The following is a 19,351-nucleotide window of genomic DNA, read 5'->3' as shown; positions in this document are numbered from 1 at the left end:
GACTGAAATGGCAGAGTCTGACGTTCAAGAACGCACAGAAGACGCCACGCCTAGACGCTTGCAACAGGCCAAAGAGAAAGGGCAGGTTGCAAGGTCAAAAGAGCTGGCGTCAGCATCGGTATTAATTGTCGGTGCCGTTGCACTAATGTGGTTTGGTGAATCGATGGCGAAGGCGCTGTTCGAGGTTATGCAACGCCTGTTTTCTTTAAGCCGCGATGAAATCTTTGATACCAACAAACTACTGGAAATTGCTGGTGGTTCATTGGTGAACTTGCTGTTTCCGCTGTTCTTAATTCTGATCACCTTGTTTATTGCGGCTGTTATTGGCGCAGCAGGTGTTGGCGGGATTAACTTCTCGATGCAAGCTGCGATGCCAAAGGCGTCTAAGCTCAATCCACTCAGTGGTATCAAGCGTATGTTTGGCCTGCAAAGCTGGGTTGAACTGATTAAATCGATTTTGAAAGTGGCGCTAGTATCGGGAATGGCTGTTTATCTGATTCAGGCCTCTCAACATGACTTAATGCAGCTGAGCATGGATGTTTATCCGCAGAATATCTTTCACGCCTTGGATATTTTGCTTAACTTCATTCTCTTGATAAGTTGTTCTCTGCTGATTGTGGTGGCTATCGATATCCCATTCCAGATTTGGCAACACGCCGATCAATTGAAGATGACCAAGCAAGAAGTGAAAGACGAATTCAAAGACACTGAAGGTAAGCCGGAAGTGAAAGGTCGAATTCGTATGTTGCAAAGGGAAGCCGCTCAGCGTCGTATGATGGCTGATGTACCTCAAGCGGACGTGATTGTCACAAACCCGGAGCACTTCTCAGTGGCGTTACGCTACAAGCAGAATCAAGATAAAGCGCCAATTGTGGTTGCGAAAGGTGTTGATCACATGGCGATGAAGATCCGTGAAATCGCTCGAGAACATGATATCTATATTGTTCCTGCACCACCGTTGGCAAGGGCGCTTTATCACACTACAGAGCTCGAACAACAAATTCCTGACGGTCTGTTTACCGCTGTAGCCCAAGTGCTTGCATATGTGTTCCAGCTAAAACAATATCGAAAACGCGGCGGTGAGAGGCCAAAACTGCAAGATTCTAATATGCCGATCCCACCTGATTTACGTCATTAGATCAATTACTTGAGCTCAGCCTTATGAAGCTTAATAATAGAGGAACTAATTAGCTTCTATTTGACAACTAAGCGCTGATATATTGACGTTCGATATTGGTACAGTGTTTGCTGTATCAATCCCGAACATTATAAGCCGGTCATGATAAACTTGATCAATAATAAACCTTGTTGCTGTTACGTTGGCAACATAGCTTAGCCCTAAGCCCGACTTGTTGGCGAATGGCGACAACTTAGCGAAACTATCTAGATTTATGAAATTTTCCCTGCCTTTTGCGGACAAGCTACCAAAAATCCCTAACCGTGCCATGCCTGCTATTGGTGCGCCTGTTATGGTACTTGCCACGCTGGCGATGGTGGTGTTGCCAATTCCTGCGTTTTTGCTGGATATGTTCTTCACCTTCAATATCGCACTCGCTATGGTTGTGTTGCTGGTGTCGGTTTATACCCGAAGACCTCTAGATTTCGCCGCTTTCCCGACCGTCCTCCTAATTGCGACTCTGCTTCGATTGGCTTTGAACGTAGCATCTACTCGTGTGGTTCTGCTGCACGGTCACGAAGGTGGCGATGCTGCGGGTAACGTGATTGAAGCCTTCGGTAACGTAGTTATCGGTGGTAACTACGCGGTTGGTTTAGTGGTGTTCTTGATCTTAATGATCATCAACTTCATGGTTGTTACCAAAGGTGCTGGCCGTATCTCGGAAGTAAGTGCGCGTTTTACCTTGGATGCGTTACCGGGTAAACAAATGGCAATTGATGCCGATTTGAATGCGGGTTTGATCGATCAAGATCAGGCGCGTTTGCGACGTTTTGAAGTTACCAAAGAGGCCGACTTCTATGGCTCGATGGATGGTGCTTCGAAGTTCGTTAAAGGTGATGCGATAGCGGGCATTTTGATCCTGTTCATCAACATCATTGGTGGCTTGAGCATCGGCATGGCTCAATTTGATTTAGGTTTCGGTGAAGCTATCGAAATCTATACTCTACTGACCATCGGTGATGGTCTGGTTGCACAAATTCCATCTCTATTACTGTCGATCGCTGCTGCTATGATGGTAACGCGTCAAAATACCGATGAAGACATGGGCCAACAGCTCATCTTCCAGATGTTCGACAATCCAAAAGCCTTGATGATCACTGCGGCGATTCTCGGCGTGATGGGTATTGTCCCTGGCATGCCACACTTCGCGTTTTTGAGCTTAGCTGCGGTTGCTGGTGGTGCGGCTTATTACATCGATAAGAAACAGAAGAAGAAGGCATTGGAGCCGGATCTCCCTGTGGCTGTTGAGGCTAGTGGAGAGACAGGTTCGCAAAAAGAGCTCTCTTGGGATGACGTACAACCTGTTGATATTATTGGCCTTGAGGTAGGCTATCGCTTGATTCCTCTGGTAGACAGAGACCAAGGCGGAGAACTACTAGAACGCGTTAAAGGTGTGCGTAAGAAGTTGTCTCAAGATTTCGGCTTCTTGATCCCAGCAGTACACATCCGTGACAACTTAGAACTGACACCAAACAGCTACCGAATCACCTTGATGGGTGTCGCAGTGGGTGAGGCTGAGATAAAGCCGGATATGGAGCTCGCGATTAACCCAGGTCAAGTGTACGGGATGATCGACGGTGAGCCGACTATCGATCCAGCATTTGGTCTAGAAGCGGTATGGATTCGTGAGGAACAACGTGAACACGCTCAGGCTCTCGGCTATACAGTGGTTGATTCGTCGACCGTGTTAGCAACCCACCTTAGCCAGCTGCTTACTAATAATGCGTCGCAGCTTATTGGTCATGAAGAGGTTCAGAACCTACTTGAGATGCTCAGTCGCTCAACACCTAAGTTGGTTGAAGGCTTTGTACCGGATCAACTGCAGCTTGGTGTGGTAGTGAAAGTGCTACAAAATCTGCTCAACGAAGCCATCCCAATCCGTGATATCCGAACCATAGTCCAAACTTTGTCGGAGTACTCGAGCAAGAGTCAAGAACCTGACATATTAACTGCGGCAGTTCGCATCTCATTGAAACGACTAATTGTTCAGGAAATCAATGGGATAGAGCCAGAGTTACCTGTAATAACCTTAATCCCTGAGCTGGAACAAATCTTGCATCAAACCATGCAGGCATCCGGCGGAGAATCTGCTGGTATTGAACCTGGTTTAGCGGAACGTTTACAGACCTCTCTTAGCCAAGCGACTCAAGAGCAAGAGCTGAAAGGAGAGCCTGCAGTGCTACTGACTTCAGGCGTGTTGCGTTCGACTCTAGCTAAATTCGTGAAGAACACGATCCCAAGCTTAAGAGTGCTGTCTTACCAAGAAATACCGGATGAAAAGCAGATACGTATAGTACAAGCTGTTGGTAATTAAGCCGCCTAATTAGAACGGACGATCGAATTGAAAATTAAACGATTTTTTGCAAAAGACATGCGAACTGCTCTGCTCCAAGTGAAAGAAGAACTTGGTTCAGACGCTGTGATCATGTCTAACAAAAAGGTCGCAGGTGGCGTGGAAATTGTTGCCGCTATTGATGGCGAATCTAGCCCGTCAGCAGCGAGCCCAAGACTCAACAAACCTCAGCAGCCTGTGCATAGCCAATACACGCAAATGGCCGCTCCCTCAGCTCCGGCAGGACGTCGCGAATTAGATGATGACAAGGTAAGCCTCCGGTCAAATTCTGAAGGTGGACGTTCAATGACTAAGCGCTTTGCAAACATGCTTAAGCAATACAGTCATGGTACGGACGATGAACCTCAGCACCGCGCTGAAAACGAAGACTCTCTGTCAGCATTACTCAATCGCCAATCTAGCAATAGCAACTTGTCGCACAACAGCCAGCCATCGAGCGGTAGCCTAGATTCAGCATTTGCTCGCAAAACCGGTCTTTCTAAATTGATTGCTGAAGATCGCCGAGTTGAGCGCCCTGCGCCTCGTTTAGATCCGACTCGCTATGATCGTGGCCGTGACAGTGGTCAATCCAAAGGTTCTGATACTGAAATGGAAACGATGCGCGAAGAGATGACCTCAATTCGCCGTCTGTTAGAGCATCAAGTGTCAGGACTGATGTGGCAGGAGGTTGAGCGTCGTGAACCGCTGAGAGCCATGCTTATCAAACGTCTGGAACGAATGGGCGTGTCTGCAGAGCTTGCTGATCAGATGGCTTGTTACATTCCAGAAGATACCAAACCAGCTCGTGCATGGAAGGCGTTGTTAGCCTTGGTTGCTGACCAGATCTCCGTGACACAAAAAGACATTCTAAAACGCGGCGGAATTGTGGCTCTACTTGGCCCAACTGGCGTGGGTAAAACGACGACGGTTGCAAAGCTTGCGGCTCGCGCTGCCATGGAATATGGCGCAGACAACGTCGCACTAGTGACAACGGATACATATCGTATAGGTGCACATGAGCAGTTATCGATTTATGGTCGAATTATGGGTTGTCCTGTAAGAGTTGCTAAAGATTCTAGCGAACTGGCCGATGTAATATACCAGTTACGTAATCGTCGCCTGATTCTGGTCGATACTGCAGGTATGGGACAACGAGATGTTCGTCTATCTGAGCAGTTAGACACATTGATGCAAGAGAGTGGCTCCGTTATCAATAGCTACCTTGTTTTGCCGGCTACAGCACAACGCAAAGTACTACAAGAGACAATTGAACACTTTAGAAGAATCCCATTGTCGGGATGCATCATGACTAAATTGGATGAATCCCTCAGTCTTGGTGAATTCATCAGTGTCGTAATACAAAATGCATTACCAGTTGCTTATATAGCAAATGGTCAACGAGTTCCTGAAGATATCGTTATAGCTCAACCAAAGTACATGATTGCTAAGGCAAATGAGCTATTAGAGAAATCTACAGAGAATGAACCTCATTACTGGAACAGCGATTCTGAAGGGCTCTAGGCGGCGGATAAATATGAATGAAAATATGATACACGATCAAGCTAGCGGCCTCCGTCGCTTAACCAAGCCTTCTATCACCAAAGTTATTGCGGTAACGGGCGGTAAAGGTGGCGTTGGTAAATCTAACGTGACGTTAGGTATGGCTATTTGTATGGCGCGCCAAGGTAAAAAAGTTATGGTGCTTGATGCCGACTTAGGCCTTGCAAACGTCGATATCATGTTGGGTATTCGCTCTAAGCGAAACCTTGGACATGTGTTAGCGGGTGAGTGTGAACTCAAAGATGCGATTGTGGAAGGTCCGCACGGAATTAAAATCATTCCAGCGACTTCAGGTACTCAGAGCATGACAGAGCTATCGCACGCACAACACGCTGGTTTGATTCGCGCATTTGGTACGCTTGAAGACGAGATGGACATCTTGCTAGTAGATACCGCGGCTGGTATCTCGGACATGGTGATCAGTTTCTCAAGAGCCGCGCAAGATGTGGTGGTTGTGGTATGTGATGAACCTACCTCAATCACAGATGCATATGCATTAATTAAGCTTTTGAGCAGAGAGCACCAAGTTCAGCGATTTAAAGTTGTCGCAAATATGGTCAGAAGCTACCGTGAAGGCCGAGAATTATTTGCAAAATTGACTTTGGTCACAGAGCGCTTCTTGAATGTGAGCCTCGAACTCGTAGCATGTATTCCTTTAGATGATAAAGTACGTCAATCAGTCAAGAGGCAGAAAATTGTAGTCGACGCGTTTCCTCGCTCTCCAGCTGCATTGGCAATCAGCTCATTGGCAAATAAAGCATTGACCTGGTCAATACCAAAAACACCAAGTGGACACTTGGAGTTCTTTGTTGAAAGACTGCTGAACCGTACTGAATTTGTAGAGGAACCATTTGGTGAATAAAGCGCTTACCTACGACCAACACGCTAATCACAATAGCCAACAGGCTTTTTTTGAGAAGTACTCTGTGTTGGTTAAACGTATCGCTCATCACTTGTTGGGGCGATTACCGCCTAATGTATTGGTTGATGACTTGATTCAAGCTGGCATGATCGGCTTGATTGAAGCGCAACAAAACTATGATGGTACCAAAGGCGCAAGCTTTGAGACGTATGCCGGTATTCGAATCCGTGGTGCAATGTTGGATGACATTCGCCGAGGAGATTGGGTACCGAGATCGGTTCATAAAAACAATCGAGAAATCAGCAGTGCAATTGCGGAATTAGAGAGCACTCTCAACCGCGACCCAAGCGATGCCGAAGTGGCAAAGCACATGGGACTCAGTTTAGAGCAGTATCATAGTGCTTTAACTGATATTAATTGCTCAAGACTGGTCGGGATCGAAGATTTAGGCGTCTCAGATGATGTAATATCTCCGAATGAAGACTCTCAAGATAACGCGCCTTTTCAAGGAGTTGCTGATGAGTCATTCCGCCAAGCTTTGATCGATTCGATAAAACAGCTTCCGGAAAGAGAAGGCCTAGTGCTTTCGCTTTATTACGACGAAGAACTCAATTTAAAAGAGATTGGGGAAGTATTGGGTGTCAGCGAATCTCGTGTCAGCCAAATATTGAGCCAATCTATGCAGCGTTTACGCACTAAATTAAGTGCTTGGACACAGAACGACTAACAACACTGATTTTTATTCAGTGGAGGCTAATTTGAACAAAAACATGAAAATTCTCATTGTTGATGATTTTTCAACGATGCGCCGAATTGTTAAAAACCTACTTCGCGACTTAGGTTTCAACAACACACAAGAAGCAGACGATGGCTTGACCGCGTTACCTATGCTGAAAAAAGGCGAATTTGATTTCGTGGTAACTGACTGGAACATGCCGGGCATGCAAGGTATCGACCTGCTAAAACACATTCGTGCAGACGCTGAACTTAAGCACCTTCCAGTGCTAATGATCACAGCAGAAGCGAAGCGTGAGCAGATCATCGAAGCTGCGCAAGCGGGTGTAAATGGTTACATTGTGAAGCCTTTCACTGCCGCAACTCTTAAAGAGAAACTAGATAAGATTTTTGAGCGATTATAAGCATTAAAAATAACCTATTTTTAGGCGCTTCTAGAGAGAGATTAACTTTTTAGTTTCCCGTTTCTCTCAAACGTTGAAGCGTCACAAATATGCGGAGTAAGGCCGAACTCAGGATGATTTCATTAGAACAAGCAAAAAAATTAGTAGAGCTGCTTGAAAACGATGAGCAGCAAGGTGCTGATTCTCTTGTTAGAAGCATTTATGAGGACAACTTTAGTCTTCAAGACAATCCAATGCTTCAAGAAATAGGTAGTCTGACTCGCGACCTCCATGACTCTTTGACACAATTCAACTTTGACGAGCGCATTAGCGTTATCGCAAATGATGAAATCCCTGATGCAAGGGATCGCCTTCAGTATGTCATTGATAAAACGGAAGTTGCGGCAAATAAAACGATGGACGCTGTCGATCGCTGTATGCCAATCGCAGACAACCTACACGAGTGTTTACTTCAAGTAAGGCCTCAATGGAATGAACTGATGCATGGCCGCATTGAGCTGGCACAATTTAAAGCTTTATGTCACCGCATTGATGGATTGCTTGTCCAAGTAGAGGGCGATAGTACCGAACTACGTGGACAACTGACTGAAATCTTAATGGCTCAGGATTTCCAAGACTTAACTGGGCAGATTATTAGCAAAGTTATTACCTTGGTGAATGAGGTTGAAGGGCGCTTGGTTGAGATTCTCACCGTCTTTGGTGCGAATCAGATTGAGCCAACTCCAACATCAGAGAAGAAAGCATCGATTACTCCAGAAGGACCAATCATGGATCCAGAAGAGCGTGAAGATGCTGTTGCTTCTCAAGATGAAGTCGACGATTTGTTATCCAGTCTTGGATTTTAAAGGTAACGTATGAGCTACGATTTAGACGAAGATATTCTTCAGGACTTTTTAGTCGAAGCAGGAGAGATCCTTGAACTTCTATCAGAGCAGCTGGTAGAGCTTGAGAATAACCCTGACGACAAAGACCTATTAAATGCTATTTTCCGTGGTTTCCATACAGTAAAAGGTGGTGCTGGTTTCCTAGCATTAACTGAGCTGGTGGATACTTGTCATGGTGCTGAGAATGTGTTCGACATTCTACGCAATGGCCAACGCAGCGTAACATCAGGTTTGATGGATACTATGCTGCAGGCTCTAGACACTGTTAATACACAGTTCCAAGCCGTGCAAGATCAGGAACCTTTAGTGCCAGCAGATCAAGCATTATTGGATGAACTTCACCGTCTTTGTAAGCCAGAGTCAGCGGATGAAGTTGCACCAGTAGAAGCGCCTGCACCTGTTATCCCTGAGCCTATCGCTGTTGAACCTGAACCGGTTGTCGAAAGTCCGAGCATCAGCGCCTCTTCAGTAGACGATATCTCTGAAGATGAATTCGAGCGTCTGCTTGATGAACTTCATGGTAAAGGTGGTTCACCAACGTCATCTGTAGCACCAACACCGCCGCCAGCACCAGCTGCGCCACAACCTGTGGTTGATAGTGGTGATATCACTGATGACGAATTCGAAAAGTTATTGGACGAACTGCATGGTGCGGGTAACAGCCCGACAAGTACGGGTTCGACGCCGCCTCCACCGCCAGCTCCTCCTGTTGCTCCAGTTTCGGCGATGTCTGAAGGTGATGACCTGATGACAGACGAAGAGTTTGAGATGTTACTTGACCAATTACATGGTTCAGGTAACGGTCCATCGGCTGAAGAACTTGATGCTGCAACTAAGCCAGCAGAAGCGAAACCAGTGGCACCACAAGCTGCGCCTAAGCCGCAACCAGCTGCACCAGTAGCAGTTAAAGCTGAACCTACACCAAATGCCCCTGCGAAAGCGGAAGTGAAAGCGCCTGCTAAAAAGCAACAAGCGGAAGCGACCGTTCGTGTAGATACCTCTACGCTGGATACCATTATGAACATGGTTGGCGAATTGGTATTGGTTCGTAACCGATTGGTTAGCCTTGGTTTAAATAGCAACGACGAAGAAATGTCGAAAGCTGTTTCTAACCTAGATGTTGTTACTGCAGACCTACAAGGTGCGGTAATGAAGACTCGTATGCAACCGATCAAGAAAGTATTTGGTCGTTTCCCTCGAGTTGTCCGTGACCTTGCTCGTAGCCTGAAAAAAGACATCGTTCTTGAGATGCGCGGCGAAGAAACGGACCTAGATAAAAACCTAGTAGAAGCGCTTGCTGATCCACTGATTCACTTGGTGAGAAACTCAGTTGACCACGGTATTGAAATGCCGGAAGACCGAGTGATAGCGGGTAAATCAAGAACCGGTAAAGTGATTCTATCTGCCTCTCAAGAGGGTGACCACATTGAACTGGCTATCGTTGATGACGGTGGCGGTATGGACCCTGATAAGCTTCGTGCTATTGCGGTCAAGCGTGGTCTGATGGATGAAGATGCTGCTTCTCGTTTATCAAATAAAGAGTGTTTCAACCTAATCTTCGCACCAGGCTTCTCAAGTAAAGAGCAGATCTCTGATATCTCTGGTCGTGGTGTAGGTATGGACGTTGTGAAAACAGCGATCAACACACTGAATGGCTCAATTGATATCGATTCTGAAATGGGACAAGGCACCAAGATTACGATCAAGGTTCCACTGACACTAGCGATCCTACCTACCTTGATGGTTGGTGTTTCTGGTCACCCATTTGCGCTGCCTTTGGCTTCGGTTAACGAGATTTTCCACCTAGATTTAAGCCGCACTAACGTGGTTGATGGCCAGTTGACCATCATCGTTCGAGATAAATCGATTCCATTGTTCTACTTGCAGAACTGGCTTGCACCGAAGGCTGGCGATGTTGAGCTACGTAAAGGACATGGTCATGTGGTTATCGTGCAACTAGGTAGCCAGCGTGTTGGTTTTGTTGTTGATACGCTTATCGGTCAAGAAGAAGTGGTTATCAAGCCGCTTGATAAACTGTTGCAAGGTACGCCAGGCATGGCAGGTGCAACAATTACAAGTGATGGTCACATTGCATTGATTCTAGATGTGCCGGACTTGTTGAAGCAGTACGCAGCTGCGTCAAGAATTTAATTTAAGGATAAATATGGCGATTAAAGTATTAGTCGTTGATGATTCGAGCTTCTTTCGTCGTCGAGTGAGCGAGATCATCAATTCAGAGGCTCGCCTAGAAGTCATCGATGTTGCGGTAAATGGTAAGGAAGCGGTAGAGAAAGCGAAACAGCTAAGACCTGACGTAATTACCATGGATATCGAAATGCCTGTCATGGACGGTATCACTGCCGTTCGTGAAATTATGGCGGCGTCTCCAACGCCTATTTTGATGTTTTCATCGCTAACGCATGACGGTGCTAAAGCGACATTAGATGCTCTAGATGCGGGTGCTTTAGACTTCCTACCTAAGAAGTTTGAAGACATAGCACGTAACCGCGATGATGCCGTTGCGTTACTTCAACAGCGTGTGATTCAGATTGCGGCTAAACGTGCTTTTATGCGTCGTGCGCCAATTGCACCGAGAGTGACAGCAGCCTCAACATCAACGCCATTGCGTCAATCGGTATCTAATGCGGCTCCAGCCGCTAGACCTGCTGCTGCAAGTGCTGCGAAGTTCAGAGCCTCGGGCAAAAAGTATCAACTAACCGCCATTGGCACATCGACTGGCGGCCCTGTTGCACTACAGAAAATTTTGACGCGCATCCCTGCGAATTACCCGCATCCGATTGCGCTAGTTCAGCATATGCCTGCGACTTTCACTGCGGCTTTTGCTAGTCGCTTGAACACCTTGTGTAAGATCGAAGTTCGCGAAGCTCAAGACGGAGATGTGTTGAAGCCTGGTGTTGCTTACCTTGCTCCGGGCGGTAAGCAGATGATGGTTGATGGTCGTGCAGGTTCGGCTCGCCTAAGAATTATTGATGGCGGCGATCGCATGAACTACAAACCATGTGTCGATGTGACTTTCGGTTCTGCAGCTAAGATCTACGGCGACAAAGTATTGTCTATGATACTGACAGGCATGGGCGCAGATGGTCGTGAAGGTTCACGCATGTTGAAAGCTGCGGGCTCGACTGTCTGGGCGCAAGATGAAGATAGCTGCGTTGTATATGGTATGCCTCAAGCTGTAGCAAAAGCTGGCATTTCTACTGAAGACCTACCTCTGGACCGCATCGCGGAACGGATCTTGGTTGAAGTTGGGTTAGCTTAGGTAAATCAAGATGATTGTTTGGAGTGTTGCAAACCAAAAAGGTGGTGTTGGTAAAACAACCACGACTGTAACCATGGCAGGCTTGCTTGCTCTAAAAGGGCACAGTGTGTTATTGGTTGATACTGACCCACATGCATCACTGACCACCTATCTGGGTTACGACTCAGATACGGTGGAGTCTAGCTTGTTCGATCTGTTTCAGCTTCGTGAGTTTTCTGCGCAGACGGTAAGACCACTGACGTTACAAACCGAAGTTGAAGGCATCGATATCATTCCAGCACATATGTCACTGGCAACACTTGACCGTGTGATGGGAAATCGAAGCGGCATGGGGTTAATCTTGAAGCGTGCTTTAACGGCGTTGAAAGACGATTACGACTATGTGTTGATCGACTGCCCACCAATTCTTGGTGTGATGATGGTAAATGCCTTAGCGGCGAGTGACCGTATTTTGATTCCGGTCCAGACCGAGTTTCTGGCAATGAAAGGTTTAGAGCGCATGATTCGCACGCTAACCATTATGCAGAAGTCTCGTAAAACGCCGTTTAAGGTGACGATTGTCCCTACCATGTACGACAAACGAACTAAGGCATCGCTGCAAACTCTTACGCAGCTGAAAGATGATTATCCAAACCAAGTTTGGACATCAGCTGTCCCGATTGATACTAAGTTTAGAGATGCAAGCTTAAAGCGCTTGCCAGCCTCTCACTTTGCGTCGGGTAGCCGAGGTGTATTTGCTTATAAACAGCTGCTTATTTATCTCGAAAGGTTGGCGATAAATGAGCGAGAATAAAGAATCAACAATAGCGCGACCAGGTTTATCGAGTGAACAAGCACTGGATGATTATTTTACTGCGCTATTAGGTGATGATAGCTTTGAAACTGAAGAATTTTTAGTTGACGAGTCTGATGATGAGTCACAATTTGAAGAGCCAGAGCCAGAGCCAGAGCCAGAGCCAGAGCCAGAGCCAGAGCCAGAGCCAGAGCCAGAGCCAGAGCCAGAGCCAGAGCCAGAGCGTCAATTAGCGAGTCATTACTCAAGCTACGCCGAAATACGTGCAGCTGAGTTTGAAGTACCTAATCTAGAGGACGTTCAGAAGCTACTGAGTCGGCTAGAGGCAACCAATGTTGTTGAGGACCTGAACCTTGACGAGCTTATGGACCAGAACACGCAGAAAATCGCTCAGCAAGCAGACATGCAAATGTTTGATGCAGCGGTCGAGTCGGTTCAAGTCTCATTAGAGCCAGAGATTCAAGACTGGAATTTTCCGGAAGCCGATTTATCGATAGCGGCAGAACCTCAAGTGAAACTGCAGCCAATCGAAGAGCCAACAGCAGAAGCAGAACTTCTAGTCTTTGAGCAGCAAGCCTCTGAAATCGAAGCCGATGCTCCTGACACTGATTCCGCGACTGAGCCAGAAACACAAGCGGGCGGTGCAGGGCAGTTTACTTCTTGGGAAAGTACGTCTCGAACAGAAGACTTCCAAGTTTTGTATTTCGATGTCAATGGCGTGACCTTTGCGGTACCGCTAGATGAACTGGGTGGCATCCATCGCCTCGAAGAGGTCAATCATATTATTGGCAAACCATCTTGGTACTTGGGTTTACAAACCAACCAAGAAAGCCAGTTAGATGTGGTCGACACCGCAAAATGGGTGATGGCTGAGAAGTTAGCCAGTGACGAATACAAAGAAAACTATCAATATATAGTGGTGCTTGGAGAAAGCTTGTGGGGGCTTGCAAGCACTGAGCTTAAAGGCACCGAGCTGCTGAATACTGACAAAGTACGTTGGCGAGAAATGGCAGGTAAACGGCCATGGCTCGCTGGTATGGTAAAAGAAAAAATGTGTGCTTTGATCCATGTCGAAGCATTAATCGCCATGCTAAATGCAGGGCTAGATGTAAAAGCATTGAGCTAGTACCACGACTGGTACAACAAAAGCATCAAGTTAATAATAGTGGCCGGTAACGACGGCAAGAGGATTATCTATGTCTCAAATGAGTGAAGTTGAAGTAAGAAAAGATCAAACGAATGATGAAGTACTTCAATGGGTAACATTCCAGCTAGAAGAAGAAACTTACGGCATCAATGTAATGCAAGTTCGTGAAGTATTGCGTTACAGTGAGATTGCTCCTGTACCAGGTGCTCCTGACTACGTGCTAGGTATTATTAACCTACGTGGTAACGTTGTTACTGTTATCGACACTCGCTCTCGCTTTGGTTTGATGCAAGGTGAAATCACGGATAACACTCGTATCATAGTTATTGAATCTGAGCGTCAAGTTATTGGCATCCTGGTTGATAGCGTTGCTGAAGTGGTTTATCTACGTTCTTCTGAAATCGATACAACACCAAGTGTAGGTACTGATGAAAGCGCGAAGTTCATCCAGGGCGTAAGCAACCGCGATGGCAAGCTGCTTATATTAGTCGATTTGAACAAACTACTAAGCGAAGACGAATGGGATGAGATGGCTCACCTATAATGTTTGAAGCGCTTCCTTTAAGCCCTGCTGCACTGATTGCTGGAGTTGGGGTTTTTACGTTATTCATTGTGATTTTGATTAGCAAAGTAAAAAGTGCGATTCAAAAGCAATTGGCTCAGTCACGTCTGCAAGTCCGAAACTTGGACAAAGAGCTACAAAAATCGAGTAAGCAATTGCTAGAAGTTCGCTCTGTTGTGGTTGGCCTTGGCCAGAAAGTGACTGAACAACAAGATCTAATCAAACACCTGAATGAACGTATTGTCGAACTGGAACATGCGGATAGCGATGGACGTTTGTATACTCGTGCAACGAAAATGGTTCAGCTTGGCGCTGGGATTAACGAGTTAATTGAAGAATGTGAATTACCCAAAGCTGAAGCTGAGCTAATGATGTCTCTACAGAACAAGCTTGCAGGTAAAGAGAAGATTCCGTCATTACGAAGTGACCTTTCCTCGTTTGATGAGCACCCCACCACCTCTCGTGAACGCAGGGATTCACCTCGACGCCGTTAAATTGAGCGCTACTCGTAACAAGCACATTCTGTTTGTTACACACTCCTTTAAAAAGAAGCTTCGGCTTCTTTTTTTGTGCCTGAGTAACTGTGTGTAGAACGAAGTTTATAAGTGCTTGTTACTATTGTAATATCTCATCTCTGGTCAAAATGTGTAAATTGTGATGCAGTAGTAACAGTTTCTTACCGACTTTGTTCTACTGAAAACGCCTAGTCCTGTTTTGTCGCTATATTGGTGTGTTACTATACCCCTCTTATTACTCGACTAAATTTACCTATGTTAGAAGTCTCAAATTTAACAGCTGTTCGTGACGAAAGGGTTCTGTTTGAATCGCTGTCTTTTCAATTGAAACCGGGAGAACTGGTTCAAGTTGAAGGTCGAAACGGTACAGGGAAAACAACACTCCTTCGGATTATTACTGGTTTAGGTGATCGTGATGAAGGTACTATCTCTTGGGATGGCGAGCCGATTGAATCTAGTCGAGATCTGTATCATCAAAATCTGCTTTTTCTTGGCCATCAAACTGGTGTAAAGCGCGAGCTTAGCGCTTATGAGAACCTCAGTTTCTACCAGTCAATTCATTGTGGCGAAACGAACAAGGAAGAGCTTTATCAAGCACTTGCTCAGGTAGGGCTTGCAGGCCGAGAAGATGTGCCTGCGGGTCAGTTGTCTGCTGGCCAACAACGTCGCGTAGCTTTAGCTCGTCTTTGGTTGAGTAAGCAGATGTTGTGGATTCTCGATGAACCGTTGACTGCGATTGATAAGCAGGGCGTTAAGGTTCTAGAATCGCTTTTTTCTCAGCATGCGGATAACGGTGGGATTGTGTTACTCACTACTCACCAAGATATGTTTGCTGATAGCCCGAAACTAAGAAAAATAAAGTTGGGTGAGTAATATGATCTCTTCAATGACCACGATTATCCGACGTGAGCTGCTTATCGCTTTTCGACGCCAAGCGGATATCTTTAACCCGCTATGGTTCTTCATTATTGTGATTACACTTTTTCCTTTGAGTATTGGCCCAGAGCCAAATTTACTTGCACGTATTGCTCCGGGTATTGTTTGGGTTGCCGCGTTGCTCTCTGCATTGCTTTCTCTTGAGCGTCTTTTCCGTGATGATTTTCAAGATGGCGCACTTGAACAAATGATGCTGATGCCCATCCCGTTGCAGTTAGTAATATTGTCCAAGGTCATAGCACACTGGTTATTGACCGGGTTACCATTAATTTTAATTAGCCCATTGTTGGCTGTCTTGTTGTCATTAGATTTTGACACTTGGCTATCTGTCGTAATGACTCTGCTTGTCGGAACACCTGCCTTGAGCTTTATTGGGGCGATTGGTGTTGCATTGACGGTTGGGTTGCAAAAGGGCGGGGTGTTACTGAGCCTGCTAATTTTACCGCTGTACATCCCTATTTTGATTTTCGCGACCTCAGCGATTGACGCTGCGGCGTTGGGCGTTGCATACAATGGTCAATTAGCGATTCTCGGCGCAATGTTGATGGGTGCGATGACGCTAACTCCTTTTGCGATTAGTGCCGCACTTCGTGTGAGTGTGAACTGATAACGGTACCAGTATCGTATAGCTATAGATAACCAAAGTGTTCGATGAGACTCATAGAGTCAGCAAAGCAGATAGCAGAACAAAGATATTATTATAATTATAGCTTTAGTAGCTGTAAGCAATATGAAGTAAGAGTGAGATTACAACATGTGGAAATGGCTCCATCCCTATGCCAAAGCAGAAACGTCATACCAGCTTGCTGGTAAACTTCTGCCGTGGTTCTCAATCCTAGCGCTATTGTGTCTATCCGTCGGTACGGTGTGGGGCCTTGCGTTTGCCCCTTCTGATTATCAACAGGGTGATAGTTTCCGAATTATCTACATTCACGTTCCTTCTGCCATTTGGTCGATGGGCGTATACATGTCGATGGCGATCGCAGCGTTCATTGGATTGGTATGGCAGGTAAGACTATCTGACATGGCTGCATTGGCGATGGCACCGATAGGCGCTGTGTTTACCTTTATCGCACTACTGACTGGTGCAGTTTGGGGTAAGCCAATGTGGGGCGCTTGGTGGGTTTGGGATGCACGCCTAACCTCAGAGTTGATTCTTCTATTCCTATACCTGGGTGTAATTGCACTGCACCACGCGTTTGATGACCCAAAAACAGCAGCTAAAGCGGCTGGTATTTTGGCTATTGTTGGCGTGATTAATCTCCCTATCATTCATTTCTCGGTAGAGTGGTGGAACACTCTTCATCAAGGTGCAACGATCACTAAGTTTGCAAAACCTTCGATTTCAAGTGACATGTTATGGCCGCTTCTTTTTAACATCTTCGGTTTCGCTTTCTTCTTCGGCGCTTTGACTATGATTCGTTTCCGCAATGAAATTATCAGTAAAGAAAGTCATCGTCCATGGGTTCGCAAGCTTGCGGCTGATCAAGCGCAGTAGGGTGGGTATTTATGTATTTTGAATCTTTGAGTGATTTCTTTTCTATGGGTGGTTACGCCTCATACGTTTGGAGCGCATTTGGAATCACATTTTTCTCGATGATCATCTTACTGATAGTAAGTGTTCGTCGTGGTAAGCAGTTACTAACTGAAGTACAAGCTAAAGTAGACCGTCAAGCTCGTATTGATGCAGCAAAAGATATGGAGAACACTCTATGAACCCAAGACGCAAAAAGAGGCTGGGCATTGTCTTAGCGATCTTTTTTGGTATCAGTGCAACTATTGGATTGATTGTCTATGCACTAAACCAGAACATGGATCTGTTCTACACGCCAACTGAACTTGTGAACGGCAAAGATGGTAAGAAACCTGAAGTTGGTCAGCGCCTACGCATTGGTGGCATGGTTGTCGTTGGTTCTGTGAACCGTGATAACGAATCATTGCGAGTTAGCTTCGATTTAGCTGATGTTGGCCCAAAAGTAACAATTTTATACGATGGTATCCTTCCTGATCTTTTCCGTGAAGGCCAAGGTATTGTTGCTCAAGGTGTCTTAAAAGACGCAACGACAATCGAAGCGTTTGAGGTGTTGGCGAAGCACGATGAAGAATACATGCCTTCTGAAGTTGCGGAAGCAATGAAGAAAACACATGAGCCTTTGCAATACACGACTAAACAAAAAGAAGGAAAAGCTCAATGATAGCCGAGATCGGCCATTTTGCGATGATCCTGTCCTTGGGACTTGCATTGCTGCTAAGCGTGCTCCCATTGTATGGAGCCGCTCGAAACAACACATTACTGATGAACAGCGCACGACCTTTGTCGTGGGGCATGTTCGGATTCTTAGCGATTTCGTTCTTTATTCTGTGTTACGCATTTTACACAAATGATTTTACGATTCAGTATGTTGCAAGTAACTCAAATAGCCAACTACCTTGGTATTATCGTATCACCGCCGCTTGGGGGGCACACGAGGGTTCATTGCTGCTTTGGGTACTCATTCAAGCTGGTTGGACGGTAGCAGTCGCAACATTCAGCCGTGGTATGCCTCAAGAGTCTGTAGCTCGCGTATTGGCTATCATGGGTTTGATCAGTGTCGGCTTCTTGCTGTTCATTATCGTAACGTCTAACCCATTCCTACGTACACTGCCTTTCTTCCCTGTTGATGGTCGTGACTTAAACCCACTTCTGCAAGATCCGGGTTTGATTATTCACCCACCAATGCTTTACATGGGGTATGTAGGTTTCTCAGTAGCCTTCTCTTTTGCTATCGCCTCTCTAATGAGTGGGCGCTTGGATACGGCTTGGGCTCGTTGGTCTCGCCCTTGGACAACTGCAGCTTGGTTATTCCTTACAATTGGTATCGCGCTAGGTTCTTGGTGGGCTTACTACGAACTTGGCTGGGGTGGCTGGTGGTTCTGGGATCCAGTAGAAAACGCATCGTTTATGCCTTGGTTGGCAGGTACAGCGCTAATGCACTCGCTTGCGGTTACAGAAAAGCGCGGTACGTTCAAAGCTTGGACTGTATTACTTGCGATCTCTGCATTCTCATTGAGCTTGTTAGGCACGTTTTTAGTGCGTTCGGGCATCTTAGTATCGGTTCACGCGTTCGCGTCGGATCCGGCTCGTGGTATGTTCATCCTAGGCTTCTTGGTATTCGTTATCGGTGGTTCATTATTGCTGTTCGCTGTTAAAGGTGCGTCAGTACGTGTTCGCGGTAACTTCGATCTAGTCTCTCGTGAAAACGCACTACTCGGTAACAATATCCTGTTAATCGCTGCTTTAGTGGTGGTGTTAGTAGGAACTCTATTACCACTCGTTCACAAACAGCTAGGTTTGGGCTCGGTATCTATCGGGGCGCCATTCTTCGACATGTTGTTTTTCTGGTTAATGATTCCGTTCTCGTTCCTATTGGGTATCGGTCCTCTTATTCGTTGGAAGCGTGACAACCTATCTAAGCTCGTTAAGCCGATGGTTATTTCAGGTGTATTCTCGTTGGGCTTGAGTGCGCTTTTGGTGATGGTACTGGCCGATCGTTTCAGTGGTACTGCGTTTGCAGGCTGGGTGATGGCATTCTGGATCATCTTTATGCATGGCTTCGAACTGCACGAGCGTGCGACTCACCGCCACACGTTCATGAAGGGGCTGACTAAGCTACCACGCAGCCATTGGGCTATGGTGTGTGGTCACATTGGTTTAGCGGTCACTGTAATTGGTATTGCGATGGTACAGAATTACAGTATCGAACGTGATGTTCGTCTAGCGCCTGGGCAGAGTTATCAGCTTGAAGGATACGATTTCTTATTCACGGGTGTTCGAGATAAAGACGGTCCAAACTACGATGGCTACATTGCTGACTTTGAAATCACAAAACAAGGTAAGTACGTCAACACACTTCATGCAGAAAAACGCTTTTATAGCACTGCCAAGTCTATGATGACTGAGGCAGCAATTGACCGCGGGGTAACTCGTGACCTTTACATCGCAATGGGTGAACGTTTAGACGACAACAAATCTTGGGCTGTTCGTATTTACTACAAACCATTTGTGCGCTGGATTTGGGCGGGCTCTTTGATCATGGCAATAGGTGGTATTGTTGCTATCAGTGATCGTCGTTACCGCTTCCGTAAACCATCCAAAAAGTCGGCTAAAGAGCAGGAGATTTAACT

The 19,351-nt window shown here is 46.2% G+C and carries 19 protein-coding genes; all 19 read left to right on the top strand.

The genetic code is table 11. The features are described 5' to 3' along the window. Positions 1-7: 7 nt before the first annotated feature. Positions 8-1,138: a flagellar biosynthesis protein FlhB gene (gene flhB / locus A3712_RS11995; RefSeq protein WP_063523615.1), complete on the top strand. Its 1,131-nt coding sequence runs from the start codon at positions 8-10 to the stop codon at positions 1,136-1,138. 253 nt (positions 1,139-1,391) lie between these two features. Next, on the top strand, positions 1,392-3,491 hold the full coding sequence (gene flhA, locus A3712_RS11990; RefSeq protein ID WP_063523614.1) for a flagellar biosynthesis protein FlhA: 2,100 nt from the start codon (positions 1,392-1,394) through the stop codon (positions 3,489-3,491). 27 nt (positions 3,492-3,518) lie between these two features. After that, the gene (flhF, locus tag A3712_RS11985; RefSeq protein ID WP_063523613.1) at positions 3,519-5,030 is read left to right on the top strand and encodes a flagellar biosynthesis protein FlhF; all 1,512 of its coding nucleotides are present in this window, start codon (positions 3,519-3,521) and stop codon (positions 5,028-5,030) included. Positions 5,031-5,043: 13 nt separating this feature from the next. Further along, positions 5,044-5,931, top strand: coding sequence for a MinD/ParA family protein (locus A3712_RS11980; protein WP_063523612.1), 888 nt, complete (start codon positions 5,044-5,046; stop codon positions 5,929-5,931). After that, entirely contained in the window at positions 5,924-6,658 is a 735-nt protein-coding gene (locus A3712_RS11975) for an RNA polymerase sigma factor FliA (RefSeq protein ID WP_004739861.1), read from the top strand. The genes A3712_RS11980 and A3712_RS11975 overlap by 8 nt, the downstream gene beginning before the upstream one ends. 43 nt (positions 6,659-6,701) lie before the next feature. Further along, on the top strand, positions 6,702-7,070 hold the full coding sequence (gene cheY, locus A3712_RS11970) for a chemotaxis response regulator CheY (protein WP_008218307.1): 369 nt from the start codon (positions 6,702-6,704) through the stop codon (positions 7,068-7,070). 113 nt (positions 7,071-7,183) lie between these two features. Continuing rightward, complete coding sequence (locus tag A3712_RS11965) at positions 7,184-7,915, top strand: protein phosphatase CheZ (protein WP_063523611.1); 732 nt, start codon at positions 7,184-7,186, stop codon at positions 7,913-7,915. A gap of 9 nt (positions 7,916-7,924) precedes the next feature. Then, complete coding sequence (locus A3712_RS11960) at positions 7,925-10,105, top strand: chemotaxis protein CheA (RefSeq protein WP_063523610.1); 2,181 nt, start codon at positions 7,925-7,927, stop codon at positions 10,103-10,105. Positions 10,106-10,118: 13 nt separating this feature from the next. After that, on the top strand, positions 10,119-11,234 hold the full coding sequence (locus A3712_RS11955; RefSeq protein WP_063523609.1) for a protein-glutamate methylesterase/protein-glutamine glutaminase: 1,116 nt from the start codon (positions 10,119-10,121) through the stop codon (positions 11,232-11,234). Between the two features lie 10 nt (positions 11,235-11,244). Beyond that, the gene (locus A3712_RS11950; protein WP_063523608.1) at positions 11,245-12,027 is read left to right on the top strand and encodes a ParA family protein; all 783 of its coding nucleotides are present in this window, start codon (positions 11,245-11,247) and stop codon (positions 12,025-12,027) included. Next, complete coding sequence (locus A3712_RS11945; protein ID WP_063523607.1) at positions 12,014-13,153, top strand: chemotaxis protein CheW; 1,140 nt, start codon at positions 12,014-12,016, stop codon at positions 13,151-13,153. The genes A3712_RS11950 and A3712_RS11945 overlap by 14 nt, the downstream gene beginning before the upstream one ends. Positions 13,154-13,223: 70 nt before the next feature. Next, the gene (locus A3712_RS11940) at positions 13,224-13,718 is read left to right on the top strand and encodes a chemotaxis protein CheW (RefSeq protein ID WP_004739873.1); all 495 of its coding nucleotides are present in this window, start codon (positions 13,224-13,226) and stop codon (positions 13,716-13,718) included. Beyond that, complete coding sequence (locus A3712_RS11935) at positions 13,718-14,230, top strand: DUF2802 domain-containing protein (RefSeq protein ID WP_063523606.1); 513 nt, start codon at positions 13,718-13,720, stop codon at positions 14,228-14,230. Before A3712_RS11940 ends, A3712_RS11935 begins: the two co-directional genes overlap by 1 nt. A 276-nt stretch (positions 14,231-14,506) precedes the next feature. After that, a complete protein-coding gene (gene ccmA / locus A3712_RS11930) occupies positions 14,507-15,124 on the top strand; it encodes a cytochrome c biogenesis heme-transporting ATPase CcmA (protein ID WP_063523605.1) in 618 nt (205 codons plus the stop codon). A 1-nt stretch (position 15,125) separates the two neighbouring features. Beyond that, a complete protein-coding gene (gene ccmB, locus A3712_RS11925) occupies positions 15,126-15,794 on the top strand; it encodes a heme exporter protein CcmB (protein WP_063523604.1) in 669 nt (222 codons plus the stop codon). A 147-nt stretch (positions 15,795-15,941) separates the two neighbouring features. Next, a complete protein-coding gene (locus tag A3712_RS11920; RefSeq protein ID WP_063523603.1) occupies positions 15,942-16,685 on the top strand; it encodes a heme ABC transporter permease in 744 nt (247 codons plus the stop codon). An 11-nt stretch (positions 16,686-16,696) separates the two neighbouring features. Continuing rightward, positions 16,697-16,903: a heme exporter protein CcmD gene (ccmD, locus tag A3712_RS11915; RefSeq protein WP_063523602.1), complete on the top strand. Its 207-nt coding sequence runs from the start codon at positions 16,697-16,699 to the stop codon at positions 16,901-16,903. Then, a complete protein-coding gene (gene ccmE / locus A3712_RS11910) occupies positions 16,900-17,382 on the top strand; it encodes a cytochrome c maturation protein CcmE (protein ID WP_063523601.1) in 483 nt (160 codons plus the stop codon). The genes ccmD and ccmE overlap by 4 nt, the downstream gene beginning before the upstream one ends. Then, on the top strand, positions 17,379-19,349 hold the full coding sequence (locus tag A3712_RS11905; RefSeq protein ID WP_063523600.1) for a heme lyase CcmF/NrfE family subunit: 1,971 nt from the start codon (positions 17,379-17,381) through the stop codon (positions 19,347-19,349). The genes ccmE and A3712_RS11905 overlap by 4 nt, the downstream gene beginning before the upstream one ends. The last annotated feature ends 2 nt before the right edge of the window (positions 19,350-19,351 follow it).

The sequence above is a fragment of the Vibrio sp. HI00D65 genome (assembly GCF_001635455.1).
In the GTDB taxonomy this organism is placed as follows: domain Bacteria; phylum Pseudomonadota; class Gammaproteobacteria; order Enterobacterales; family Vibrionaceae; genus Vibrio.
The sequence above is the reverse complement of the archived record's forward strand: the minus strand, read 5'-3'. Positions and strand labels throughout refer to the sequence as shown.